The 22,835-nt window shown below is 75.5% G+C and carries 20 protein-coding genes and 1 pseudogene; 13 read left to right on the top strand and 8 right to left on the bottom strand.

All coding sequences use genetic code 11. From position 1 onward, the window contains the following. Positions 1 to 97: 97 nt before the first annotated feature. A pseudogene (locus tag AB0D08_RS27065) lies at positions 98 to 394 on the top strand (kinase); the annotation flags it as partial. Next, positions 394 to 3,231 (top strand): poly(A) polymerase, encoded by a 2,838-nt coding sequence (locus AB0D08_RS27060; protein WP_359892390.1) that lies wholly within the window; start codon positions 394 to 396, stop codon positions 3,229 to 3,231. The pseudogene AB0D08_RS27065 and the gene AB0D08_RS27060, both read left to right, overlap by 1 nt. A 66-nt stretch (positions 3,232 to 3,297) precedes the next feature. On the opposite strand, the gene AB0D08_RS27055 is transcribed toward AB0D08_RS27060, so the two are convergent. After that, complete coding sequence (locus AB0D08_RS27055) at positions 3,298 to 4,317, bottom strand: C40 family peptidase (RefSeq protein ID WP_051814110.1); 1,020 nt, start codon at positions 4,315 to 4,317, stop codon at positions 3,298 to 3,300. Positions 4,318 to 4,525: 208 nt separating this feature from the next. On the opposite strand from AB0D08_RS27055, the gene AB0D08_RS27050 reads away from it, so the two are divergent. After that, a complete protein-coding gene (locus tag AB0D08_RS27050; protein ID WP_082527132.1) occupies positions 4,526 to 5,161 on the top strand; it encodes a DUF4360 domain-containing protein in 636 nt (211 codons plus the stop codon). 116 nt (positions 5,162 to 5,277) lie between these two features. After that, entirely contained in the window at positions 5,278 to 6,267 is a 990-nt protein-coding gene (locus tag AB0D08_RS27045) for a D-cysteine desulfhydrase family protein (RefSeq protein ID WP_051814109.1), read from the top strand. Here the strand turns inward: AB0D08_RS27045 and AB0D08_RS27040 are convergent. The 3 genes from AB0D08_RS27040 to AB0D08_RS27030 form a co-directional block, all read right to left on the bottom strand. After that, entirely contained in the window at positions 6,262 to 7,638 is a 1,377-nt protein-coding gene (locus AB0D08_RS27040; protein WP_359892387.1) for an amidase family protein, read from the bottom strand. The two genes, AB0D08_RS27045 and AB0D08_RS27040, sit on opposite strands and share 6 nt — an antisense overlap. 107 nt (positions 7,639 to 7,745) lie before the next feature. After that, positions 7,746 to 9,056 (bottom strand): DUF3533 domain-containing protein, encoded by a 1,311-nt coding sequence (locus AB0D08_RS27035; RefSeq protein WP_033820311.1) that lies wholly within the window; start codon positions 9,054 to 9,056, stop codon positions 7,746 to 7,748. 121 nt (positions 9,057 to 9,177) lie between these two features. Then, positions 9,178 to 9,531: a VOC family protein gene (locus AB0D08_RS27030; RefSeq protein ID WP_033820312.1), complete on the bottom strand. Its 354-nt coding sequence runs from the start codon at positions 9,529 to 9,531 to the stop codon at positions 9,178 to 9,180. A gap of 268 nt (positions 9,532 to 9,799) precedes the next feature. On the opposite strand from AB0D08_RS27030, the gene AB0D08_RS27025 reads away from it, so the two are divergent. Further along, complete coding sequence (locus AB0D08_RS27025; protein WP_051812333.1) at positions 9,800 to 10,078, top strand: peptidoglycan-binding protein; 279 nt, start codon at positions 9,800 to 9,802, stop codon at positions 10,076 to 10,078. Between the two features lie 94 nt (positions 10,079 to 10,172). On the opposite strand, the gene AB0D08_RS27020 is transcribed toward AB0D08_RS27025, so the two are convergent. Next, positions 10,173 to 10,529 (bottom strand): DUF2809 domain-containing protein, encoded by a 357-nt coding sequence (locus AB0D08_RS27020; protein WP_033820313.1) that lies wholly within the window; start codon positions 10,527 to 10,529, stop codon positions 10,173 to 10,175. A 62-nt stretch (positions 10,530 to 10,591) separates the two neighbouring features. After that, positions 10,592 to 10,930, bottom strand: a complete 339-nt coding sequence (locus tag AB0D08_RS27015; RefSeq protein ID WP_359892384.1) for a hypothetical protein — start codon at positions 10,928 to 10,930, stop codon at positions 10,592 to 10,594. Between the two features lie 302 nt (positions 10,931 to 11,232). Here AB0D08_RS27015 and AB0D08_RS27010 point away from each other — a divergent pair, with 302 nt between their 5' ends. Both AB0D08_RS27010 and AB0D08_RS27005 read left to right on the top strand, forming a co-directional pair. Then, positions 11,233 to 12,072 carry a pentapeptide repeat-containing protein gene (locus AB0D08_RS27010; protein WP_359892381.1) on the top strand — a complete coding sequence of 280 codons (840 nt, stop codon included), beginning with the start codon at positions 11,233 to 11,235 and terminating at the stop codon, positions 12,070 to 12,072. 14 nt (positions 12,073 to 12,086) lie between these two features. Next, the gene (locus AB0D08_RS27005) at positions 12,087 to 12,515 is read left to right on the top strand and encodes a hypothetical protein (RefSeq protein ID WP_033820315.1); all 429 of its coding nucleotides are present in this window, start codon (positions 12,087 to 12,089) and stop codon (positions 12,513 to 12,515) included. 102 nt (positions 12,516 to 12,617) lie between these two features. Here AB0D08_RS27005 and AB0D08_RS27000 read toward each other — a convergent pair whose 3' ends face one another. Then, positions 12,618 to 13,871 (bottom strand): MFS transporter, encoded by a 1,254-nt coding sequence (locus tag AB0D08_RS27000; RefSeq protein ID WP_359892379.1) that lies wholly within the window; start codon positions 13,869 to 13,871, stop codon positions 12,618 to 12,620. Between the two features lie 78 nt (positions 13,872 to 13,949). On the opposite strand from AB0D08_RS27000, the gene AB0D08_RS26995 reads away from it, so the two are divergent. The 4 genes from AB0D08_RS26995 to AB0D08_RS26980 all read left to right on the top strand — a co-directional run bounded on the left by AB0D08_RS26995 (position 13,950) and on the right by AB0D08_RS26980 (position 19,029). Beyond that, the gene (locus tag AB0D08_RS26995; protein ID WP_359892376.1) at positions 13,950 to 14,342 is read left to right on the top strand and encodes a MerR family transcriptional regulator; all 393 of its coding nucleotides are present in this window, start codon (positions 13,950 to 13,952) and stop codon (positions 14,340 to 14,342) included. Between the two features lie 86 nt (positions 14,343 to 14,428). Further along, on the top strand, positions 14,429 to 15,181 hold the full coding sequence (locus AB0D08_RS26990; protein WP_033823387.1) for a metalloregulator ArsR/SmtB family transcription factor: 753 nt from the start codon (positions 14,429 to 14,431) through the stop codon (positions 15,179 to 15,181). 164 nt (positions 15,182 to 15,345) lie between these two features. Beyond that, positions 15,346 to 15,945, top strand: coding sequence for a hypothetical protein (locus AB0D08_RS26985; protein ID WP_359892374.1), 600 nt, complete (start codon positions 15,346 to 15,348; stop codon positions 15,943 to 15,945). Positions 15,946 to 16,101: 156 nt separating this feature from the next. After that, the gene (locus tag AB0D08_RS26980; RefSeq protein ID WP_051812019.1) at positions 16,102 to 19,029 is read left to right on the top strand and encodes a hypothetical protein; all 2,928 of its coding nucleotides are present in this window, start codon (positions 16,102 to 16,104) and stop codon (positions 19,027 to 19,029) included. A gap of 49 nt (positions 19,030 to 19,078) precedes the next feature. On the opposite strand, the gene AB0D08_RS26975 is transcribed toward AB0D08_RS26980, so the two are convergent. Further along, a complete protein-coding gene (locus AB0D08_RS26975; RefSeq protein ID WP_033819254.1) occupies positions 19,079 to 19,489 on the bottom strand; it encodes a hypothetical protein in 411 nt (136 codons plus the stop codon). A gap of 429 nt (positions 19,490 to 19,918) precedes the next feature. Here AB0D08_RS26975 and AB0D08_RS26970 point away from each other — a divergent pair, with 429 nt between their 5' ends. Beyond that, positions 19,919 to 21,250 carry an MFS transporter gene (locus tag AB0D08_RS26970; protein WP_359892369.1) on the top strand — a complete coding sequence of 444 codons (1,332 nt, stop codon included), beginning with the start codon at positions 19,919 to 19,921 and terminating at the stop codon, positions 21,248 to 21,250. A 32-nt stretch (positions 21,251 to 21,282) separates the two neighbouring features. Next, positions 21,283 to 22,716, top strand: a complete 1,434-nt coding sequence (locus AB0D08_RS26965) for a non-ribosomal peptide synthetase (RefSeq protein ID WP_359892367.1) — start codon at positions 21,283 to 21,285, stop codon at positions 22,714 to 22,716. Positions 22,717 to 22,835 lie beyond the last annotated feature (119 nt).

Below are 22,835 nucleotides of genomic sequence, written 5' to 3'. Positions count from 1 at the left end.
CACGAGTGGGGGCGGCTGCTCACGGCGACCGACATCCGCACCACCACGGTGGTGCTGCCCAGCAGCGCCCGCTCCGGACTGCGGCTCGGCACCCATCCTCAACCGGCAGCAGCGTTCGCTGGTGCACGCCGTGGCCCAGCGCCGCGACGCGCTGACCACCCACGCCGTCCTGCTGGTCGGCGCGGACGAGCTAGCCCGGCGCAACGCGGTGCGCGAGCACCCGGTGCCGCCCGCGGTGCTGGCCGCGCAGCTCGGCCGGTTCGGCCCGCCGTACCCGGGCCAGGCGCACCGCACCTGGTACATCGGCCCGGACGGCGTGGTCGGCGACACCGACGGCTCGCTCGGCGCCCCCGACCCGGCCGGTCCGCTCCGGTCCGACCCCCAGGAGCAGTGATGCGTACCAGTGAGCAGGTGTACCACCGGATCCGCTGGGACGACCGTTTCGACCCGGCCCGGTTCGTGGTCGGGGTGACCATGCGGGGCGCCGCGCCCAAGCGGGTGCCGCTGCCGGCCTTCGTCCCGGGCGGCGACCTCCCCTGGCACCGGGTGGTGTTCTTCGAGGCCGACGGCGAGCTGGTCTGGGACCGGGCGTCCGGCCTGGACCGGCTCGACACCTCGACGGCCGGGCGGGCGCGCGATCCGCGGCGGCTGCGGGCGCCGTTCTTCACCGCGCGGACCCCGCACGCCTGGTCGGGCGCGGCCGGCTGGCGGCCCGTCACCGGGGCGCGTCCGCCCGCGCCGGCCGCCGCCGGGCTGCGGGTGGTGAGCTGGAACACCCTGTGGGACCGCTACGACGGCGACCGGATCGCCACCGCTCGGCGCCGGCCGCTGCTGCTGGCGGCGCTGGAGCGCGCCGACGCGGACGTGATCGCGCTGCAGGAGGTCGAGCCGGCGCTGGTGGCGCTGCTGCTGGCGGCGCCTTGGGTGCGGGCGGGCTACACGGTGGACACCGACCCGGCCGGGCCGGACGTCGCCGACAGCGGGCTGCTGCTGCTCAGCCGCCTGCCGGTGGTCGAGGCGGCCCGGCACCCGCTCGGCCCGTACAAGGCGGTGGCGGCGGTCGCGGTGGAGGGTCCCGCCGGCCCGCTGGTGGTCGCCACCACCCATCTGACCAGCGATCACAGCGAGGACGGCGCCGGGCGCCGGGCGGGCGAGCTGGACCGGCTGGCGGAGGGCCTGGCCGCGCTGGAGGGCGAGGTGGTGGTGGTCGGCGACTTCAACGACGGCACCGACCTGCCCGCGACCGCGCTGGGCCTGCGCGACGGCTGGTCCGAGGTGCACGGCCCGGACGACCGCACCCCCACCTTCGACCCGGCCGCCAACCCGCTGGCCTCCGTCTCCTCGCTGTCCGGCCGGGCCTCCCGGCTGGACCGGGTGCTGCTGCGCGGGCCCGGCCTGCGGGCCTCGGCGGCCGCCCTGCTGGGCGACTCCCCCGCCACCGAGGACGGCCTGTTCGTCTCCGACCACTACGGCGTACAGGTCGATCTGACCCCCGGCGCCGCCGGGCCGGACGCCGTCCTGGACAGTCCGCCCACGGCCCGCACCGCGCTCGCCTGGCTCCCCCCGCAGGAGCTGTGGCCGGAGATCCAGCGGGTGCGCCGCGCGTACGACCCGCAGGTCGACCGCTGGCCGCCGCACGTCAACCTGCTCTTCGGCTTCGTCCCGGAGGCGGAGTTCGAACGGGCGGCGGAGCTGGTCTCGGCGGCGGTCGCGGGGCACCGGCCGTTCACCGTCCTGCTCGACGGGGTGCGGTCCTTCCGCCACCGCGCCGACGCGACGGTGTGGCTGGACCCGGCGGCGGCCGGGACCGGGCCCTGGGCGGAGCTGCACCGTTCACTGGCGGCTCGCTTCCCGCGCTGCCGCGGCCGGGCGGAGGGCTTCACCCCGCACCTGAGCCTTGGCCGCACCGCGGATCCGCAGCGGCTGGCCGGTGAACTCGGCGCACGGCTGCGGCAACTGCCCGCCGGGGTCGGCGAGCTGGTGCTGCTCTCCCGCCGGGGTGAGGAGCCGATGCGTGCGCGGCTGACGGTCGCCCTCGGCACCGGCGAGGTGCGGCCAGTGTACGAACCGGCGGCCGAACCGGCGGCCGAGGCGGTGGCGCCCGGCGGGACGGATCCCAGCCCGGTCCTGCGGCGGCTGACGGCGGAGCTCGCCGAGGGGGCGGTCCACCCGGTCGGCTCCCGCCGGCTCGGCTGCGAACTGCCGGGCGCCGACCTGGACCTGGTGGCCGCCCTGCCGGGCACCGTCGACCCGGCGCGGCTGCGCGCCCGGGTCGAGGCGGCCGTGCCGGGCGCGGCAGTACGGGAGGTCACGGGTGCCCGGGTGCCGGGGCTGCGGCTGTCGGTGGACGGGCTGACGGTCGACCTGGCGGTGGTCGCCACCGGGTCGCTCGCCCCCGCGGAGGCGGTGGAGCGGCGGGCCGAGCTGGGCGAGGCGGCGGCGACGGCGCTCAGCGCGGTCAGCGACGCGCGGGCGCTGCTGGAGGTGGTCGGCCCGGCCCGTCCGGCGTTCACGGGCCTCACCCGGGTGGTGAAGGCCTGGGCGCGGGCGCGCGGCCTGGACTCGGCGCCGTTCGGCACGCTGCCCGGTCTGGCCTGGGCGGTCCTGGCGGCGCTGACGGTCCGCCGGTTCCCCGGCGCGCCGCCGGACGAGCTGGTCCGGGAGTTCTTCGGGACCTGGGCGGCCTGGGACTGGCGGGAGCCGGTCGCGCTGGCACCGGCCGTGCCCGTGGACCTGCCGCCGGACCTGCCGCTGGCGGTGCTGACGCCGACCGCGCCGGTCCGGCCGTGCACCGGGCAGGTCGGCCCGGGCGGGCGGGACCTGCTGGTCCGGGAGCTCTACCGGGCCTGGGAGATCACCGAGGCCGGCCCGGGGCCGTGGCCGCGGCTGTGCGCGCCGCCGCGGCTGCACCTGCGGCACGCGGCGTGGGCCGTGCTGACCGTGGGCACCCGCCCGGGCGAGCCGCCGGCGGTCACCGCCGGCCGGTTCCGGGGCCGGCTGCGGGCCCTGCTCACCGCCCTGGAGCAGGCCGGCTGCGCCGACGCCCGGGCCTGGCCGCGTCCGCTGGACGACGGGACCGACACCGGTGGCCCGGTCCGGTACGCCGTCGGGCTCGGCCGGACGCCGCCGGACGCGGCCCGCCTCGCCGCCATCGCCGAGCAGTGGCTGCGGACGGTGCCTGGGGTGGCACTGACCTGGGCCGACGGCGGCGCGGTGCCGACCCTGCGCTGACGGCCCGTCGCACGTGAAGGGGCCCGCGCCGTGCGGCGCGGGCCCGGTGGACGGGGGTGGTGGTGGTCAGGGACGGCCCATGTGGGTCGGGTAGTAGCCGCTGCTGAGCTTGGAGATCCGCACGACGGTGCCCGGGCGGGCCGCCTCGACGTACTGGTTGTTGCCGAGGTAGATCGCCACGTGCTCGATGTCGTCGGCGCGCCCGGTGTCGGACCAGAACAGCAGGTCGCCGCGGCGCAGGCTGCTCGCGCTGATCGGGGTGGTGGCCGCGTACTGGTCGTTGGCGACCCGCGGCAGGCTGATGCCCGCGCGCCGGTACGCCTGCTGGACCAGGCCGGAGCAGTCGTAGCCGCCGGGGCCGTTGCCGCCCCACAGGAACGGCACCCCGACCTCGCCCAGCGCGAACTGGACGGCCGCCTCCAGGGAGCCGGCGTTGGTGCCGGTACCGGTGACGGGCGCGGCGGCCGTGCCGGAGCCGCCGGAGATCCGGCTGAGGTAGACGTCGTAGTGGGTGGTCCAGCGCCACTGGCCGGCGGCGTTCTTGAACCAGTACTTCGAACCGTCCCAGCCCTGCTTGATCCCGCCACCGCTGTTGGTGCTCGCGGCCGGCGCCGGGGCGCCCGAGATCCGGGCCTGGTACACGTCGTAGTGGGTGGTCCAGCGCCACTGGCCGGCGCTGTTCTTGAACCAGTACTTCGAACCGTCCCAGCCCTGCTTGATCCCGCCACCGCTGTTGGTGCTCGCGGCCGGCGCCGGGGCGCCCGAGATCCGGGCCAGGTAGACGTCGTAGTGGACGGTCCACCGCCACTGGCCGGCGCTGTTCTTGAACCAGTACTTCGAACCGTCCCAGCCGCTGTGCGCCGGGGCGCTCTCCGCACTGGCGCCGACCGCGCCGCCGAGGCCGAGCGCTCCCGTGCTGGCCAGCACCGCGGCGAGCACGCCGGCCCGGTGCAGGATCCGGCTCGCGCGACGCGGTCCGGGACGACGGGGGGCCTGCGGGTCACTCGCGGTCGGTATCGTCCGGGCCGGGGTCGGGGCTGACGCGGTGTCGGGGAGGACCGGGACGATGTTGGTGTTCTTCTCCATGCCTGCACGCTAAGCAGAACTGACGCACCCTCGCCTCGTGGTGTCCGCCGAGGGAGGGTTCACGCTTCGTGAGCGAATCCATCACGCCCCCTGTACGCGGCCTCCGCACTGTGTTGCCATGGACACGTCAAAGCAGTGCCGGACCCCGGCGCCGCACCGGGCGGCCCGAGGCTGCCCGCCCCAGGAACGATCGGAAGGAACGCCCATGATGCTCCGTCTGCTGGCGACCACCGGAGTCGTCACCGCATCGCTGCTCGGCTCACCCATCTTCGGCACCGGCCAGACTCCCCCGCCGGACAAGATCGTCATCGACGTGGCCACCGTCAACGGCTCCGGCTGCCCCGCCGGGACGGCGGCCGTCGCGGTCTCCCCCGACAACACCGCGTTCACCGTCACCTACAGCGACTACCTCGCCCAGGTCGGCGTCGGCTCCAAGCCCACCGACTTCCGGAAGAACTGTCAGCTCAACCTGGACGTCCACGTCCCGCAGGGCTTCACCTACGCCATCGCCTCCGCCGACTACCGCGGCTTCGCCCACCTGGAGGCAGGCGCCAGCGCGGTCCAGCGGGCCAACTACTACTTCCAGGGCTCGCCACAGACCGTCTACGCCAGCCACCAGTTCAACGGCCCGATTGACGACAACTGGCAGTCCACCGACACCGTCGACGTCGCCGCCCTCGTCTGGGCACCCTGCGGCGAGATCCGGAACTTCAACATCAACACCGAGCTGCGGGTCAGCCCCGGCACCTCGGACACCTCCAAGACCACCAGCTTCATGACCATGGACTCCACCGACGGCGACATCAACACCGTCTACCACCTGGCCTGGAAGACCTGCCCCTGACCCACCCGGCCATCGGACTTCGCCGCGGTGCCGCCGAGGCGCCCCGGCGGCGGCCGGCCGCCGTGGCAGGATGACGGCGGATCACACGTCGGCATCGCGGACGAAGGACGGTGGCGATGGCCCCGCACAGCGGTACCCCACGGCGAGCCCTGCTCGGCAGCTGGCCGACCCCGCTCGAACCGATGCCGCGCCTCGCCCGCGCGCTCGGGCTCGGCGCCGAGGACCTGTGGGTCAAACGCGACGACCTCACCGGCCTCGGCGGCGGCGGGAACAAGGTCCGCAAGCTGGAGTGGCTCTGCGGCGCGGCCCTGGCCGACGGCGCCAGCGCGCTGGTCACCACCGGCGCGCCGCAGAGCAACCACGCCCGGCTGACCGCCGCCGCCGGCGCCCGGCTCGGCCTGCGGGTCGTCCTGGTGCTGGCCGGCGCCCCCGGACCGCCGGCCACCGGCAACCTCGTGCTCGACGGCCTGTTCGGCGCCACCGTGGTGTGGACCGGCACCGCCGACCGCGAGACCCTGGGCGCCGCCGCCGAACAGGCCGCCGAGGAGCTGCGGCAGCAGGGCGAGGTACCGGCCGTGCTCCCGTTCGGCGGCTCCAGCGTGCTCGGGGCGCACGGCTACGCCGAGTGCGGGGCCGAACTGCTCGACCAGGCACCCGACCTGGCCACCGTGGTGGTGGCGGCCGGCTCCGGCGGCACCATGGCCGGGCTGATCGACCCGCTCGGGCCCGGGCGGGTGCTCGGCGTCCACGTCGGGGCGGTCACCGACCCGGCCGGGACGGTGGCCGCGCTCGCCTCCGGCCTCTCCGGCGAGAGCTGCGCCCCGCGCAGCCTGCGGCTGAGGCTCGACCAGGTCGGCGACGGCTACGGCGCCCTGACGGAGCAGGTGCTGGCCGCGCTCACGCTGACCGCCCGCACCGAGGGCATCGCGCTCGACCCGGTGTACACCGGACGGGCGATGGCCGGGCTGATCGCGGCGGTCGAGGAGGGCGACATCCGGGCCGGTCAGCGCACGGTCTTCCTGCACACCGGCGGGCTGCCGGGCCTGTTCGGCCACCCGGCCGCCCTCACCCGGCTGGGCGAGGCACTGGCGCCCACCGGGCTATAGCCGGCCCGCCGGGTCCGGCGCCGTCCGCGGCCAGGGCCGCCGGCGTTCGAGCTCGGCGGCCAGCGCGAGCAGCCGGTGCTCGCCGCCGGGCGGCGCGGCCAGCTGGACGGAGAGCGGCAGGCCGCGCCGCGCCGCCGGGCTGTGCACCGGCAGCACCAGCGCCGGCCAGCGGGCCAGGTTCCAGGGGTGGCTGAACGGCGCGTAGCGGACGTTGGACAGCAGGTTGGCGGTCCAGCCCCTGGTGTGCCAGGGCTCCGCGGGCGGCGCGGGGTGGGCCAGGGCCGGGGTGATCACCACGTCGTGGTGGGCGAAGAATCCCTCGAGCAGCGCCTGCCAGCGCTCGCGCGGCCCCGGACCGACCAGTCCGGCCCGGGCCACCGCCCGGCCGAGGGCGGCGTGCCGGCGGGTGCGCGGCGCCAGCAGCGCGGGGTCCAGGGAACGGGCGTCGGCGGCGGTACCGGCCAGCCAGTTGGCCACCGAGGCGGCGCCCAGCCAGGCCGGGTAGGGCAGTTCGGCGTCGGCCACCCGGTGACCGGCCGCCGCCAGGTGGCGTCCGGTGTCGCGGACGGCGGCCGCGCAGGCGGCGTCGACCGGGATGCCCGGCGAGCTGGACCGGACGGACAGGGCGATCCGCAGCGGCCCGGGGTCGGCGGGCGGGGTGACCGGCGAGGTGGCCGACTCACCGGCCAGGACGGCGAGGAGCAGCGCCGCGTCGGCGGCGCAGGTGGCGATCGGGCCGTTCTCGGCCATCCCGGACCAGCCGTCGACGCCCAGCCCGGCGGGCACCCGACCGGCTCCCGGCTTGAGGCCGAGGACCCCGCAGTTGGCGGACGGGATCCGGATGGAGCCCATGCCGTCGTTGCCGAGCGCGATCGGTACCAGGCCGGCGGCCACGGCGGCGGCGCTGCCGCCGGAGGAGCCGCCGGCGCTGCGCGAGAGGTCCCAGGGGCTGCGGGTGGTGCCGTGAACGCCGTCGGTGGTGCCGAAGACGCACAGTTCGGGGACGTTGGTCAGGCCGACCACCACCGCGCCGGCCGCGCGCAGCCTGCGGACCGTCTCGTGGTCGGCGGCGGCCGGGGTGTCGGGGGTGGCCGCCGAGCCGTTGCGGGTCGCCTCGCCCTCGACGGCCAGGTTGTCCTTGACCGCGACCGGCACCCCGGCCAGCGGCAGCGTGCCGAGGTCGGCCCGCCCGGCCAGCGCCTGCGCCTCCCGCAGCGCCCGCGCGGCCAGCACCTTGCGGAACGCGCCGATCTGCGGGTCGAGCCGCTCGATCAGCGCCAGATGGTCGGCCACCACGTCACGGGGCGTCACCCGGCCGCTGCGGACGCCCTCCGCGATCTCGGTGGCCGTGCGCCTCGTCCAGCCCGTCATCGCCGCTCCCCGCCCGGTCGGATCCGAGCCGTCAAGATAGCCAGTGGCCCCGGCCCGGGCAAGGGCGCCGCGGCCGGGGCTGGCAGGACGGGCCCAGCAGGACGGGCTCAGGCGGACGGCTGCGGCTCGCGCAGGTGCTCGGGGACGATCCGGTGCAGTCCCTTGCGGTCGTAGTAGGTGGTCATCGCGAAGCCGAACGCGAGCGCCAGCACCGTTCCCACGCCGATCATCATCCAGGCCCGGTTCAGGCCCGCGTCCGCCCGCGCGTCGAAGTACAGGATCGCCCGGACACCGTCGGTGAGCTGGCGCATCGGCTCGAACCAGGACAGCACCCGGTAGAAGTCCGGCAGCGCCTGGAGCGGGACGGTGGCCCCGGAGGAGGGCAGCGAGAGCGCGATGAACACGAACATGCTGACCAGCTGTCCGATCCCGCCGAACGCGGCCAGCAGCGCCTGTACGCCGAGGCCGACCGCGGCGGTGGCGCAGACCGAGAAGATCCACAGCAGTGGGAGGTGGGAGGCGTCCATCCCCAGGATCGCCACGCAGGCCAGCATGATCAGACTGGAGGTCAGCAGCGACAGCACCACCGACATGGTGCAGGTGATCGCGAGGGTCTGGGTCCGGCTGATCGGGACGGTCGGCAGCTGGCGCCGCCACGGCCCGAGCTCGCTGGCCGCGTAGCCGAGCGCCACGTCCACGCCGTTGGCGATCACGTTGCCGCCCAGGAACCCGGCCAGCACCAGCAGCAGGGTGTAGTAGAACGCGGTCAGGCCGAGCCCGCTGTGGGTGCCGATCGGATGGCCGACGGCGGTGTCGACGGTCACCGGGTCGGACAGCTGGAGCCGGGCGGCGTTGGTGGCCGACGCGCCCTCGGCCGGGAGGCGGGCGGTGAGGTTGCGGCCGAGTTCCAGCGAGGCGCTGTGGGCGGCCGCCTGGGCGATCGAGGTGGCCAGCGAGGAGGCCAGGCTGCCGGCGCCGGGATTGGTGAACACCGTCATGGTGGGCCGGGCCACCTCCGGCTGGCCGGCGGCCGGGAGCGCGGAGACGGCCGCCGTGAAGCCCTGCCGGACCGTCAGGACGGAGTACAGCTTCCCGGAGGCCAGCTGGTCCATCGCGGCGGACTCGTCCAGCTGCCGCCAGGCGATCTGCGCCCGCGGGTCGGGGGCGGCGGCGATGCCCGCGACGACGGTGGCGCCCAGGTTGGTCGGCTGTCCGGCCACGACCGCGCCCTGGTCGGCGTTGACCAGGCCGATCGGGAGGCGGTGCAGATCGCCGCGGGGGTTGAGGATGCCGCCCATGTAGACCAGCGAGAGCAGCAGCGACACCAGGCCGACGATCACGGCGGGGAGCACCCAGATCCGCGGGTTCCGCAGCACCTGCCGGGCGGTGACCTGGCGGACGGCGTGGTTCGAAGGCATGGCTCTCCCGGGGTAGCGGCTGCCGCGTAGAACCGAAAAATATCCGAATCAGGACATTCCACCCCGGCGCCTCGCCCGAGGGCCCGGGTCGGCCGACGTCGTCGCCCGCGGGCGGCGGCCGTCAGCCGGCCTGCCAGAGCTCGATCCGGTTGCCCTCGGGGTCGGTGACCCAGCCGAACCGCCCGACGCCCGCCATCTCCTGGGTCTCCCCGGCCACGTCCGCCCCCTTGGCGCGCAGCTGGGCGAGCATCGCGTCCAGGTCGCGGACCCGGAAGTTCAGCATGACCCGCTGCTCGCGGGACCCGAAGTAGTCCGTGCCGGACTCGAAGGTGGCGAAGACCGTCGGCCCGGCCCCCTGCTGCCACAGGCCGTGCTCGTCCGCGTCCAGGCCCAGGCTGTCGCGGTACCACGCACCCAGCGCCTCCGGGTCCGCGGCCCGCAGGAAGTACCCGCCGATTCCCAGCACTCGTTCCATGCCGCCATCCTGCCAGGACGGTCCGACAGTGGCGGGAGCCCCGCCGGTTCCGCCCCCGGACCGGCCCTCGCACCACCGGCGGAACGGCCCATCCACCGCACTGCACAAGGTTCGTTCGCATGCTTCCCTGGGAAGGCCGCACAGCCGGGGCGCACTGGTCTCAGCGCCCGTCCCGGCCTGTCGCCGGCCTCCGGACCCGCACCGGTGTCCGGCACGTCCACGCTCCGGCCGGACCGCTCCGGCCCGTGACCATCCGAAGGATGCACCCATGACGGACGCAACACTCACCCAGCGCTGCACCATCACCGACGCCCGCCCGGTCCTCAAGCAGGGCTCCAAGGGTGACGCCGTGAAACAGGCGCAGTGCTACCTCAACACCTCGCTGACCGCGACCGACCTGGTCCTGGACGGGGACTTCGGTCCGGTCACCGAGGCGGCGACCAGGCGGTTCCAGACCTGCGCCAAGATCACCGTCGACGGGGTGATCGGCGCCCAGACCTGGTCGTTCCTCACCTTCTGGTCGAACTCGCCGGACTTCGTCTGCTGACGACGCCCCCACCGCTCCACCGCGCCCGGCCGGCACCCCGGCCGGGCCGTTCGCCGTCCGGGCCGTTCGGCGTCCGGCCGCGGACGGACGGCCGTCACTCCCGGCCGCGCCAGGCCGAACGGGCGGCCCACACGGCGGCCGCACCGACCGCGTACCAGAGCAGGTCCGGCGGGTTGAAGTTCGAGCCGAGGATCAGCCGCGCGGCCGTACTGCGCCGGGACAGGTCCGCCGGCACGTCGGTGAGCTGGAGGAACTCCACGGTCCAGCTGAACGCCAGGGCGAGCCCGGCCGCCGTCGCCGCCCGGGCCCTCGGTGCGGCCAGCACGGTCAGGGCGCCGACCAGCACGGTGTACAGCGCATCGCCCGCGGCCTTGGCCGGCTCGCCGTCGGCCAGGGCCCGTACGCCGAGTCCCGCCGCCACCGTGAGCGCCGCCGCGACGGCCGCCGCCACCCGGGTCCGCGCCGCCGGGCCGCGCCACGCGGGGGTCGCCGGCGGCGCCGTCCGACCGGGCGTCACCGGTAGGCCTGCGGCGGGTACCAGCCGGACCGGACGGCCGTCAGGTACTGCGCGTCGCGCCGGGCGTCGGCCTCGTGCGCGAGGGTGGTGAAGCCCGCGATGAGCGTCGCGGCGAGGGAGAGGGCGGCCGGGACGGCCCACCAGATGTTCCCCGCCCCGATCGGCGCGGCCCAGACGCCCGCCAGGGCCGCCGCGAGCAGCGGGAGCAGCGTCACCCGCACCCGCTGCGCCAGCCGCCCTGCGGTGACCAGCGCGAAGCCGTACCCGAGGAAGGCCGCCGGGCCGATGACGACGGCGAGGCCGACGGCCAGCCAGACGAGATAGATGATGATCATGTGGCGCTCTCCGTTGCCGGCGAAAACCTGAAGGAGGGGGCGCGCACCGCAGCGGCCGCCGGCCCTCGTACGGGCCCGGCGACCTCCCCCGCGCCCATCCTGCCAGAGCTTTTGAACGCGTTCAATCTTGGGGTGGCTCAGGGTGCGGACCGGGCCGGGGCGTCTGGAAGACTAGGGTGCGCCTCCGGCTCCGCCCGGGGCAGCCGTATGGGGGAACGGGGCACGGCGCCGCCGCTCCCTCCTGTACCCCCGGAGCGCCGGGGGTGTCCGGCCCGCACCGACCACACGGGAGAGCACGCGTCTTGTCCGAGAACCACCCGTCCGCCGGCCCCGCCCCCGCCGGCGGCCTCACCGTGCTGCAGTCCGACTGCGGGAACTGCTTCGGGCTCTGCTGCGTCGCGCTGGCCTTCACCGCCTCCGCGGACTTCGCGATCGACAAGGACGCCGGGCAGCCCTGCCCCAACCTCCAGCAGGACTTCCGCTGCGGCATCCACACCCGGCTGCGGCCCAGCGGCTTCGCGGGCTGCACCGGCTACGACTGCTTCGGTGCCGGTCAGCGCGTCTCGCAGGCGACCTTCGGCGGGCAGGACTGGCGCCGGGCACCCGGCACCGCGCAGCAGATGTTCAAGGTGCTCCCGGTCATGCGGCAGTTGCACGAGCTGCTCTGGTACCTGACCCAGGCGCTCGCCCTGCCGGCCGCCCGCGCCGTGCACCCGCAGCTGCGACTCGCCCTGGCGGAGACCGAACGGCTGGCCGCGCAGGACGCCGACACGCTGCTCGACCTGGACGTCGCCGCCCAGCGGGCCGAGGTCAACACCCTGCTGCTGCGCACCAGCGAGCTCGTCCGGGCCGGGCACCCCGGGCGCAAGAAGGACCGCCGCGGGGCCGACCTGATCGGCGCCCGGCTGAAGGGCGCGGACCTGCGCGGGGCCAACCTGCGCGGGGCCTACCTGATCGGCGCCGACCTGCGCGGCGCGGACCTACGGGGCGCCGACCTGATCGGCGCCGACCTGCGCGACACCGATCTGCGGGGTGCCGACCTGACCGGGAGCGTCTTCCTCACCCAGGGCCAGCTCAACACCGCCCGCGGCGACGCCTCGACCAGGCTGCCGGACGGGCTCGGCCGCCCCTCCCACTGGTAGGACGACAGGTCGTCATGTCGACATGGGAGCCGGCGCTGGCCCGGCTGTGTGCGGTACCGGTCCCCGAGGACGGCTCCGGCGAGCTCCCGGACGAGCTCTTCGATGCCGTGGAGGACCTGATCACCGCCCACGGCGCGGACGACATCGCCGAGATCGTCGCCGCCGCCGTGCACGCGGGGCGCACCACGGTCGCGCGGGCGAGCACGTTCCTGAACGTCGCGACCTGGTCCGGTACCGACAACGGGGCCTCGATGCGGCACACGCTGAACGGCTGGGTGCGGCGGGCGGACGACACCGTCCGGCTGCACCTGGCCCTTCACCACGAGGCGTACCCCCTGCCCGGCGCCGCGGAGATGAGAGCGGTGCTGCCCGCGATCGCCACCCGGTACCCGGAGCACCGCGCCATCTGCGAGGCCCTGCTCTCGACGCGCCCGGACGACTGATCCCGCGTGGCCCCAGCAGCTCATCGGGGCACCGGCTCGGGCACCGGTACGGGGCTCCGGCCGCACGGCTCGAAGCCCCGGTAGCGCCCGGGCCGTCCGACATCAGCGCCGCGCCGTCGCGGGCCGTCCGTGGACCGGGCGGCGGGCGGGGAAGGCGTGCCGGCGGGCCAGGGCGACGACGGCCGTCGCGGCCGCGGCGGGCGGCAGCGCCGTCCACGGGAGGGCGCCGGGGCCGGCGGCGCCCAGGGCGAGGCCGCCGGTCAGCGAGCCGGCTGCGATGCCGAGGTTGTAGACGGTGGCCTGCAGGGCGGTGGCGAGGTCGGCGTGGCGGGGGCCGGACAGGTCGATCAGGGCGGTCTGCAGCATGGTCGGCGCCGCGCCGAAGGCGGCGCCCCAGCCGGCGACCGCGGCGACGGTGACGGCGGGCTCCCCGCGGGACAGGCCGAGGGCGAGCAGCGCGGCCGGGATCAGGGCGAGGCCGGTCAGCAGGGTGGGCCGGAGGCGGCGGTCGGCCAGCGCCCCGCCGGCCACGATCCCGGCGATGGTGGCGAGTCCGAAGACCGCGAGCAGCCCGCCCGCCGCCCCGAACCCGGCCCGGGCCGCGAACGGCACCAGGTAGGTGTACATGGCCTGGTGGCCCAGGAGGAGCAGCAGGGTGACCGTCAGGACGGTCCGCAGGCCCAGGATCACCGCGATCCGGCGCAGCGCCACCCGTTCGGCGGCGGGCTCGCCCGGGAAGTCGGGGACCCGGTGCAGTACTCCGGCGGCCGCGGCCAGCAGCAGGGCCAGGGCGGCGAGTGCCCCGAAGACCGCGCGCCAGCCGGTCAGTGCGGCGAGCGCGGTGCCGGCCGGGATGCCGAGTGCGAGGGCGACGGTGATCCCGGCCAGGACGATCGCGATGGCGCGCCCGCGGTGCTCGGCGGGCACCATCCGGGCGGCGTATCCGGCGAGCATGGCCCACAGCACGCCGCCGGTGGCGCCGGCCAGCAGGCGGGCGGCGAAGGTGAGCGGGTAGTTGGCCGAGAGTGCGGTGACGGTGTCGGCGAGCGCGAAGGCGAGCAGGGCGCCGACCAGCACCCGGCGTCGGCGGGTGCCGCGCAGGGCGGCGGTGACCGGGATCGCGGCGAGGAAGGAGGCGGCGGCGTAACCGGTGACCAGGTAGCCGGCGCGGGCCTCGGAGACGTGCAGGCCGTGGCTGAGTCCGGGGAGCAGCCCGGCGGGCAGCAGCTCGGTCATCACGGCGCAGAACGCGGCGGCGAAGAGGACCGGCAGCCCGCGGAGCGGGAATTTCACGGCGGGGGCGGCGGCGGGGGCGGGTGGCGGGATCCGGGTCCCGGTGGGCGTTGCGGTGGGCATAGGCTCATGGTGAAACCTTCACATCAGTGTGAAGGCAAGCGTGTCCGGCCCGTACCGGACGGTCCCCCGGGAGCCCCCATGAGGATCGGCGAACTCTCCGGCCGCACCGGTGTGCCCGCCAGGATGCTGCGGTACTACGAGGAGCAGTCCCTGCTCCACCCCGAGCGGGGCGGGAACGGCTACCGCAGCTACCGCGAGAGCGACGTCCACCTGGTGCAGCAGATCCGCGGTCTGCTGGACTCCGGGCTGACCACCGAGATCATCCGCCGGATCCTGCCGTTCCTGGACCGGCCGGAGGAGATCCACGTCCATCCCGAGTGCCTGACCCCGGAGACCGCCGAGCTGATGCGGCGGGAGGCCGACCGGATCCACCAGCGGATCACCTGCCTGGCCCGCAACCGGGACGCGATCCTCGCCTACCTGGCCGCGGTCGGCCCGGCCGCCGGGCCCGCCCGTCAGACCGTCCGGTAGGCCACCCGCCGGACCGGACCGCCCCGACCTGCGCCGGAGGCCGCCACGCGTTGACATGTGACCAAATGGTCACCTATTCTCGTGGTGTGGACCTGGTGTTCAAAGCCCTCGCCGACCCGACCCGACGCAGCCTGCTCGACGCGCTCTTCCAGGAGGACGGGCAGACCCTCAGCGCGCTCGAGGCGCGCTTCGAGATCACCCGCTTCGCCGTGATGAAGCACCTCAAGCTGCTCGAGGAGGCCGGACTGGTCGTCACCCGGCGCCAGGGCAGGGAGAAGCTCCACTACCTGAACCCGGTCCCGATCCGGCTCGTCCACGACCGGTGGGTGAGCAAGTACGCGGGGCCGTGGGCGGCTGCGCTCAGCGACCTCAAGAGCCGACTGGAGACTCCCATGCAGAAGGTCTTCGAGATCTACATCCGCACCACGCCGGAGCGCCTCTGGGAGGCGATCACCGACCCGGCCATCCGCGCCAAGTACAACTTCGGCGCCGAGGTCACCTCGGACTGGACCCCGGGCTCGCGCTACGAGATGGGCTCCCCGAAGGCCGGCATCGTGCTCGGCGAGGGCGTCAACCTGGAGGTCGACCCGCCCCGCCGGCTGGTCCAGAGCATGGTCGCGCTCTGGAGCGACGAGGTGAAGAGCGAAGGCACCAGCCGCGTCACCTGGGATATCGAACCGGTCGGCGACTCCTGCCGGCTCACCGTCACCCACGACGAGCTGCGCGAGGGCGCCAACGACGAGCTCTACGGTGGCTGGCCGATGATCCTCTCCGGCCTGAAGACCTGGCTGGAGACCGGCGAGCTGCTCACCACCCCGGGTTCGCTGCGGTACACCTGAGGCGCCGGGGCCGCGCCGGGCCGGGCCGCTGCCGTGTGGACCCCGTCCCCGCGCGGTGGCTCGGCCAGGTGGCGTCGCGCCGTCACCCTGCCCGGCGGTACCGACTCGCAGGCCGTCGCACCCTGACGGATAGTCGGGGCACGGAGCCCGACACGAGGAGGACCATGATCAGCAGGACCATCGGCGCAGCGCTCGCCCTGGGGGTGGGGGGCCTCGCGCTGACCGCCATCATCCCGGCCCTCGCCACCGGCACCGGGCCGGACCCGTCCGAGGACGGCCCGGCCCCGGCCGCCGCCCCGCTCTCCCCCGGCACCCCCGCGGACCAGCCGGCCGCCCCCGAGGCCTCGGCGCAGGCGCCGGTCGTGGCGCCGCCGGCCACCCCGCCCGCCCCGGCCACGGTGATCGGCTTCGACGCCGCCGTCATCGACCCGAAGATCCCGGGCCGGGTCCGGGTCGACCTGCACTACACCTGTTCCTCACCCGAGGGCGAGCGCTCGCTCAACACCTCGGTCGAGCAGACCGACCCGGCCGATCCGGCGGCGATCGCGTTCGGCTCCACCCGCACCTCGCCGACCGTGATCGTCTGCGACGGCACCCAGCAGCGGGGGACCGTCACCGTCCAGTCCAAGACCACCAACTGGCTGGACGACGTGGACGCGGTGCTGGTGACCACCGTCTCCGATCTCGGCGCCACTCCCCCGGCCGCCGCCGACGCCGCCAAGCTCCGGCTCCACACCGCCCCCGCCCCTGCCGTCACCCCCTGAGCGGCCCGCCCCGACCCCGCCCGTACGGCACCTCGACGGGAACCGGCCGATGGCCGGGACATGTCCTGGTGTCCGGGCCGGGGTCTACACTCGCGGCCTGACACTTGGTCAGATGGCCGAGTGCGGCCGGGATCCGGGGACGTTCGGGGGGCTGCGTTGGCACAGGGGACGGCACACGGCGACGTCGGGCTCGGCGGGCTGCCGACCACCGCCAAGTACGAGGTCGACACGCTCTTCAAGGACCTGATCGACCAGTTCCGCGGCGCCCGGCTGCCGATGCCGGTGGTGGTGCTGTACTCGGAGGAGGCCGACACCGCGCTCGACCGGGAGGTCCGGGACGTGGTCGGCGCCGTCCAGGAGGCGCAGGAGGGCGGCGGGCTCCCCTACCGGGTGGCCGGCGGGCCGGACACCGGCGACCCGCACCTCAACGCGATCGGCATCCTGGACGGCGTCGCCCGCGGCCCCTGGGCGCGGCGCGGACCGTCCTGGTACCGGAACTACGCCGTCCCCCGCTCCCGGCTGATCGCCGCCATCGAGGCGGCCGCCCAGCACGTGCTGGCGGCGGCCGGCGGGCGCGCGCAGCCGCTGGACGACCAGGTCGAGGCGGTGCTGACCCGGCTGCGGGACCTGCACTGGCGGCCCGAGCGGCGTACCGCCGGGGCCACCCTCCAGCAGACGCTGTCGCCGCTGTTCAACTCCACCACGCTGATCGGCGCCGTGGTGCTGGCCGGCGTGACCACCCTGCTCACCCAGGCGCACTGGGAGCTGGTGCTCGGCGTGCTGCTGGCCACCTTCCTGCTGCTGGTGCTGACCGGCTGGGTGCGCCGCAACACCGCGCCGCTGTCCTGGCTCGGCCAGGCCAGCCGGTGGTTCGCCACCACCACCTTCCTCGCCGCGTCCGGACGGCAGGCCGCCGCCTGGTCGATCTGGCGGCCCCGGATGTCCTGGGACGTCACCCAGGCCCGGGCCCGCGAGGTGGCCGGCGAGATCCTCAAGGCCCAGCTGGCCGGCACCCCGGCCGACGAACGCGACCGCGCCCAGCAGTTCCACCTCCAGCTGCGCACCCTCGCCCTGCTGGAGGACCTCCGCTCGGCGCACCGGCCCTGGGCGGCCGACCTGCGCGGCCGAAAGCGCCGGGTGCCGCCGGTGGTGTTCCTGCCGCAGGCCGACGCCGGCAACGGCGGGCTGAAGGTGCTCGGCGCGATCAGCGACGTACGCAGCCGCCGCAGTGAGCAGGACCCGCTGCTGGTGCTCGCCGGGGTGGCGCACGCGGACGTGGCCGGCTGGCTGCAGGCCGGCGCCGCCGGTCCGGCGCCCGTCCACCCCGGGCCGCGCCGCGCCAGCCCGTACGAGAGCTGGGTGAGCAACCTGCGGGTGCGCCAGGCACCCAGCCGGGGGCGGGCGCTGGCCTGGACGCTGCCGATCGGGTTCGGCCGGCTGCAGCTCAGCGCGGGGAACACCACCGGGCTGGCGGCCGTCCCGGTGCGGCGCTCGCCGTGGTTCCTGTGGTCGCGCTGGACGCTGCTGCTGGTGCTGCTGCTCGCCGGGGCCGGCGGGGTGGTGCGCAGCGGGCAGCTGTCCGAGCAGTTCTGCGAGGGGCGGCTGCTCGGGTCGAACCACGACGCGGTGTGGCGGGTCGACCAGGGCGGCGCCCGCGAGTGCGTCGGGGTGGCGACCGGCGGGGTCTCCTTCGCCACCGGGCACGACGTGCGGCTCAGCGGGGCGCTGCCAGGGCACGACGGCGACGGGGCGAAGGCCGGTGCGGGGATCGGGGTGGCGACCGTCGAGGAGGCGATCCGCCGGGAGAACGAGCGGGTGGCGGCGCTGCCGGACGTCCGGTTCGTCACCGTGGTGTACGCCGGGTCGCTGACCACCGCGCCCGGTCAGGAGTCCCGGGCGCTCAACAGTCTCAAGGAGCTGACCGGGGTGCACCTCGCGCAGCTGCGCAACAACGCCGGCGACCCGTTGAAGATCAAGGTGCTGGTGGCAAACGGCGGCCAGGACATGTACTTCCAGACCGAGATGACCGAACGGATCGTGGAGGTCGCCCGGCGGGACAGCTCGGTGGTCGGGGTGGTCGGGCTGGGCCGGGACACCGCCGACAGCGACCAGGCGGTCGGCCTGCTGCAGCGGGCCGGTCTCGCGGTGGTCGACACCACCAACTCCGGTACCGACCTGGCCCGGCGGCACGTCAACTACTTCGGGCTGGCGGCCACCGACCAGGAGGAGGCGGCCGAGCTGCGCAAGATCGCCGACGGGCTGGCGCTGGCCCCCGAGGACCGCTGGGCAGCCGTGCTGACCAGGAGGCCCAGCAGCGATGACAAGTACAGCCCCGAGCAGGCCGCCTACGGTTCCCGGATGCTGCGCGAGGCGGGCTTCCGGCTGGCCGAGGACCGGCCGCTGGAGTACGGCCTGACCAGCAACGGCGATCCGGACTACGAGGACGCGCTGCGCCGCAGCTGCCAGTCCGGGCACCCGCCGGCCGTGCTGTACCTGGCGGGCCGCGCCGACGACGTCAACCAGCTGATGCGGCGGCTGGCCGCCGACCCGGGCTGCAACCGCCCGCTCACCGTGCTGACCGGTGACGACCTGACGAAGGCCCAGTTCAGCACCGGGGCGACCTGGATGGCACCGCAGGCCACCCTGTACTACATCGCGCTGACCGACCCGGCGGTCACCGCCCGCGCCTCCGACCTGGCCGAGACCGCCTCCGCCGGGCTCGGCATCACACCGCAGCCGGCCGGGGGCAACCCGTACGAGGACGACGTGTTCTCCGACGGTTCGCTGGCGCTCGCCTACGACGCCACCGCGGCGCTGCACGCCGGGGCGGAGAACGCCGGTGCCTCGCAGACCGGCGGGCGGGGCGCGGTGATGGCGGGGCTGCGGGCGGTCGAGCTGAAGAACCGGGCCACCGGGACGATCGACTTCCGCGACACCCGTCCGCTGCTGGCGACCGGCAGCCAGCCGGGCCACGGCATCAACATCATCCGGGTGGTGCGGGACACCGACGGCCGGGCCAGGCCGGAGCGGATCTGCGGCCGGCCCGCCGGTGACACCGCCGAGTTGCAGGGCTGCCGGCCGTGACGGGGGCCCTGCGGCGGCCGCGGGTGCGGCGCCGCAGGGCCCTCGCGGGTCACGGCATGGTGCAGAAGGAGGCCTTCACGGCGCTCGCGACGACCTTGCCCTGCGCGTCGTTGAGGGTGACGGCGCCGCCGCTGAACTTGGCGGCCGCCTCCTTGGCCACGGTGGCGTCGTCCTTGCCCGCGTGGATCTCGGCGCAGACGTACTGCGCGCCGGCCACGGCCGTGGCGGGGTCGGCCGCCAGGGCCGGGTTGATCGCCTTGAGGCCGGCCAGCAGTCCGGCCTGCTGGGCCGCGTTGGGGCTCGGCACGACCGGAGCGGGCTGCTTGCCCGCCGGGGTGCCCGCGCCGCTGCTCGCGACGGGAGCCTGCGGCGCGGCGGTGGTGCTGCCGCTGCTGCCGCAGGCGGTCAGGGAGAGCAGTGCCGCGGCGGCCAGGCTGATGGTGATGACTCGAATACGCATGTCCACACCGTGGCACAGCCGGGCGGCGGAACCGGCCGCTGTGACAGGCCCGTGACGGGCCGGCAGACGCTTCGGTACGGATCCCAAGGCCCCTGGGGACGTATCGGCGAGGTATCGGGGACGTACTATCACAGCACCCGTACAGACAGATGAAGAATCAACCTCAATCCACTCGATCCGGCCATATCTGAAGGCAACCGTCCGATGGACGGACGGGGTGTGTCCGAAAGACGGACGGATCGCCTCCACCCCCGCCGATCGGCGGACGGCCCCCTGCTGACGGGCCGGCCGGGCGCGGGGGCGGGCGCGGCCGCCACCACCCGGACCCCCGGGGCGAGTTGCCCGTGGACGACGGCCGGGGCGGGAGAGACGACCGGAATCGTTCCGGACGTTTGCCCGGCATAGCGCTCTTCACCGACAGTCGAACAGATGAACATCATTCAGCGCCTCGGACGGGGCCCGCTCTTACGGCACCGCGACTTCCGGCTCCTGCTGTCCGGTGCCGCCACCAGCCAGTTCGGCAGCCAGGTGACCCTGGTGGCCCTGCCCCTGGTCGCCGTACTGGAACTGGACGCCTCCCCCTTCCAGGTAGGCCTGCTCACCGCGGCCGAGACCGCCGCGTTCCTGCTGGTCGGCCTGCCCGCCGGCGCCTGGCTCGACCGGGTACGGCGGCTGCCGGTGCTGATCCGGGCCGACCTGGTGCGCTGCCTGGCGGTCGCCTCCGTACCGCTGGCCGCCGTCACCGATGTCCTGACGATGGCCCAGCTGTACGTGGTCGCCCTGGTCACCGGGGTGGCGACGGTCTTCTTCGACGTCGCCCACCAGTCCTTCCTGCCGCAGCTGCTGCCCCGCGAACAGCTGGTGTCGGGCAACGGCGCGCTGGAGACGGTCCGTTCGGTGGCGCAGGTCGGCGGACCGGGTCTGGGCGGCGGGCTGGTCCAGCTGCTCGGCGCGCCGCTGGCAATCGTCGCCGACGCCCTCGGGTACCTGTCCTCCGCGCTGCTCCTGCTCGGCATCCGGACCCGGGAACCCGCACCGCAGCCCGTACCGGGCAGCTCCCTGCGGGCCGAGATCGGCGAGGGCATCGGCTTCGTCCTGCGCCACCCGCTGCTGCGGGTGATCGCCGCCGCGACCGCCGCCTCCAACCTCTTCTCCGCGCTGCTGATGGCGGTCCAGACCGTCTTCTGGGTCCGGGTGCTGGACCTCTCCCCCGGCGCGATCGGCCTGCTGCTGTCGGTCTCCGCGCTGGGCGGGCTGGCGGGCGCGCTGTGCGCGGGACCGCTCGCCAAGCTGGTCGGACAGGCCCGGCTGATCTGGCTGTCGGCCCTGGTCAGCGCACCGTTCGCGCTGCTGTGGCCGCTGTCCGGCCGGGGCGCCGGGGTGCTGCTGTTCGGGACCGCCTCGGCGGTGGTGCTGTTCGGCGCGGTGGCCTACAACGTCGCCCAGGTGAGTTTCCGCCAGGCGATCTGCCCGCCCGCGCTGCTCGGCCGGATGAACGCCACCATGCGCTTCCTGGTCTGGGGCACCATGCCGCTGGGCGCGCTGGCCGGCGGCGCCATCGCGGCCTCGGCCGGGGCCCGCAACGCGCTGTGGGTGTGCGCCCTGGGCTTCCTCGTCGTGCCGCTGCCGCTGCTGCTGTCCCCGCTGCGCACCCTGCGCGACCTGCCGACGGCGCCGGAGACCGGGGCCGAGCCCCTGGCCGGGGCCGACAGCGCCACGGCGGACGACCCCGCGCCCGCGAACGCGCCCGCGACCGGCTGACCACTCCCTCGAACCCCGACCGGAGACCCTCCGTGGCTTCCCGAACCACCAGCACCACCACCGTTCCCGTGTCCGCCTCCGACAACATCACCGGTGCCTACCTGGCCCGTTTCCGCTCGGTCACCGACGGATCCGCCGGGATCCTGCCGGTGACCGGTGCCCAGCGACGGTTCCTGCTGGCCCGGCGGCTCGATCCGCACGGCCGGCCGGACGTCGTCCCGCTGTTCTTCGCCTTCCCGCGCGGCGCCGTCGACCCGGACCGCCTCCGGGCCGCCGCGCTGCGGCTGGCGGCCCGCCACCCCGCCCTGCGCGGCCGGTTCGACTCGCTGCGCGGTACGCCCGTGCTGCGGCTCGGCCCGCCCTCGGCCGAGGTCCGGCGGATCGCCGCGGGCCCCGGCGAGAGCGCCGACGACGTCCTGCGGCGCGAACTCGCCGCCTGGCGGCCCGACGGGCCCGCACTGCGGCTGCTGCTGGCCGCCGCCCCCGGCGACGAGGAGGAGATTCTCGCCGTCGCACTCGACCACGCGGCCTGCGACGAACAGTCCCTCGGCATCGTCACGGCGGGCCTGAGCGCGGCGTACGGACAGCCGGCGCAGGAACAGGAACAGGACCACGGCCCGGACCACGACCGGGAACCCGACGGTGTCGAGGAGTACCGGGCGGCCGTCGAGCTCCAGCTCGCCGCCGAGGCCGCCGCCTCCGGCGGAGCGGCCCGGGCGCACTGGGCCGCCCGGCTGGGCGCCCTGGGCAGCGGGCACAGCGGCGACCACAGCGGCAGCCCCGGCAGCGGGCGCCTTCCGCAGCCGGGCGCGCGGTCGGCGGAGGTGTCGACCGGGATGCTGACGCACCGGCTGCCCGCCGCCACCGGCGCGGCCCGGGGCGCGGTGTTCCCCGCCCTGCTGGACGCCGTCTCGGCGGCGGCCCACCGGCTGCTCGGCCCCGGAGCCACCCCCGCGTTGGGGTACCCGTGGGGTGGCCGGCCGGCCGCCGCACCGCCCGCGCTGGGATGCTTCCTGAACACCCTGGTCCACCCGGCCACCACCGGTCCGGCACCGGCCGAGCGGACAACCCCCGACGCCGCCCCTCCGGCCACCCTCGAGGAGCTCAGCGCCCGCTGGTGGGACGACCTCGACCACGCCGACACCCCGTTCGACGAGGTGGTGCACGCGGCCCGCTCCGCCGGGGCGAGCTGGACCGGCACCCTGGACGGCCTGCTCACCTTCGAGGACCTGCACCGCCGTCCCCCGCTGGTGCTCGGCGGCGCCGCCGGCCGGGAGACCCACCTCGCCGGACGGCCGCTGGCGGCGCCCTTCGCGGTCTCCGCCTCGCACGGCGAGGACCTGCTGGTCCGCTTCGCCTGGGACCGCGCGCACTGGCCGGACCCGGCCGCGGCCGACGCCTTCGCCGCCCTGCTCGACACCCTCCGCCGCCACCTGCGCGCCACCGCGCCCGGCGCGGCGCACTGACCCCCCGGCCGTCACCCCCGGCACCCCGGGTACCCGGCCCCCGCACCATCCGGCACCGCCGAGCACCACCACGTCCGCACGTCAGCACGCCATCGCGTCCGTACGTCCGCACACCACCG

Origin of the sequence: Kitasatospora sp. NPDC048540, from assembly GCF_040651175.1 — a bacterium.
Lineage (GTDB): Bacteria > Actinomycetota > Actinomycetes > Streptomycetales > Streptomycetaceae > Kitasatospora.
The sequence above is the reverse complement of the archived record's forward strand: the minus strand, read 5'-3'. Positions and strand labels throughout refer to the sequence as shown.

Coding starts and splice junctions, on each gene's coding strand:
- AB0D08_RS27030 (WP_033820312.1), bottom strand. CDS start 9,531: ATGGAACGAGTGCTGGGAATCGGCGGGTACTTCCTGCGGGCCGCGGAC.
- AB0D08_RS26970 (WP_359892369.1), top strand. CDS start 19,919: ATGAACATCATTCAGCGCCTCGGACGGGGCCCGCTCTTACGGCACCGC.
- AB0D08_RS27005 (WP_033820315.1), top strand. CDS start 12,087: ATGTCGACATGGGAGCCGGCGCTGGCCCGGCTGTGTGCGGTACCGGTC.
- AB0D08_RS27000 (WP_359892379.1), bottom strand. CDS start 13,871: ATGCCCACCGCAACGCCCACCGGGACCCGGATCCCGCCACCCGCCCCC.
- AB0D08_RS27060 (WP_359892390.1), top strand. CDS start 394: ATGCGTACCAGTGAGCAGGTGTACCACCGGATCCGCTGGGACGACCGT.
- AB0D08_RS27045 (WP_051814109.1), top strand. CDS start 5,278: ATGGCCCCGCACAGCGGTACCCCACGGCGAGCCCTGCTCGGCAGCTGG.
- AB0D08_RS27050 (WP_082527132.1), top strand. CDS start 4,526: ATGCTCCGTCTGCTGGCGACCACCGGAGTCGTCACCGCATCGCTGCTC.
- AB0D08_RS27055 (WP_051814110.1), bottom strand. CDS start 4,317: ATGGAGAAGAACACCAACATCGTCCCGGTCCTCCCCGACACCGCGTCA.
- AB0D08_RS27035 (WP_033820311.1), bottom strand. CDS start 9,056: ATGCCTTCGAACCACGCCGTCCGCCAGGTCACCGCCCGGCAGGTGCTG.
- AB0D08_RS26985 (WP_359892374.1), top strand. CDS start 15,346: ATGATCAGCAGGACCATCGGCGCAGCGCTCGCCCTGGGGGTGGGGGGC.
- AB0D08_RS27015 (WP_359892384.1), bottom strand. CDS start 10,930: ATGATCATCATCTATCTCGTCTGGCTGGCCGTCGGCCTCGCCGTCGTC.
- AB0D08_RS26975 (WP_033819254.1), bottom strand. CDS start 19,489: ATGCGTATTCGAGTCATCACCATCAGCCTGGCCGCCGCGGCACTGCTC.
- AB0D08_RS27025 (WP_051812333.1), top strand. CDS start 9,800: ATGACGGACGCAACACTCACCCAGCGCTGCACCATCACCGACGCCCGC.
- AB0D08_RS26995 (WP_359892376.1), top strand. CDS start 13,950: ATGAGGATCGGCGAACTCTCCGGCCGCACCGGTGTGCCCGCCAGGATG.
- AB0D08_RS27040 (WP_359892387.1), bottom strand. CDS start 7,638: ATGACGGGCTGGACGAGGCGCACGGCCACCGAGATCGCGGAGGGCGTC.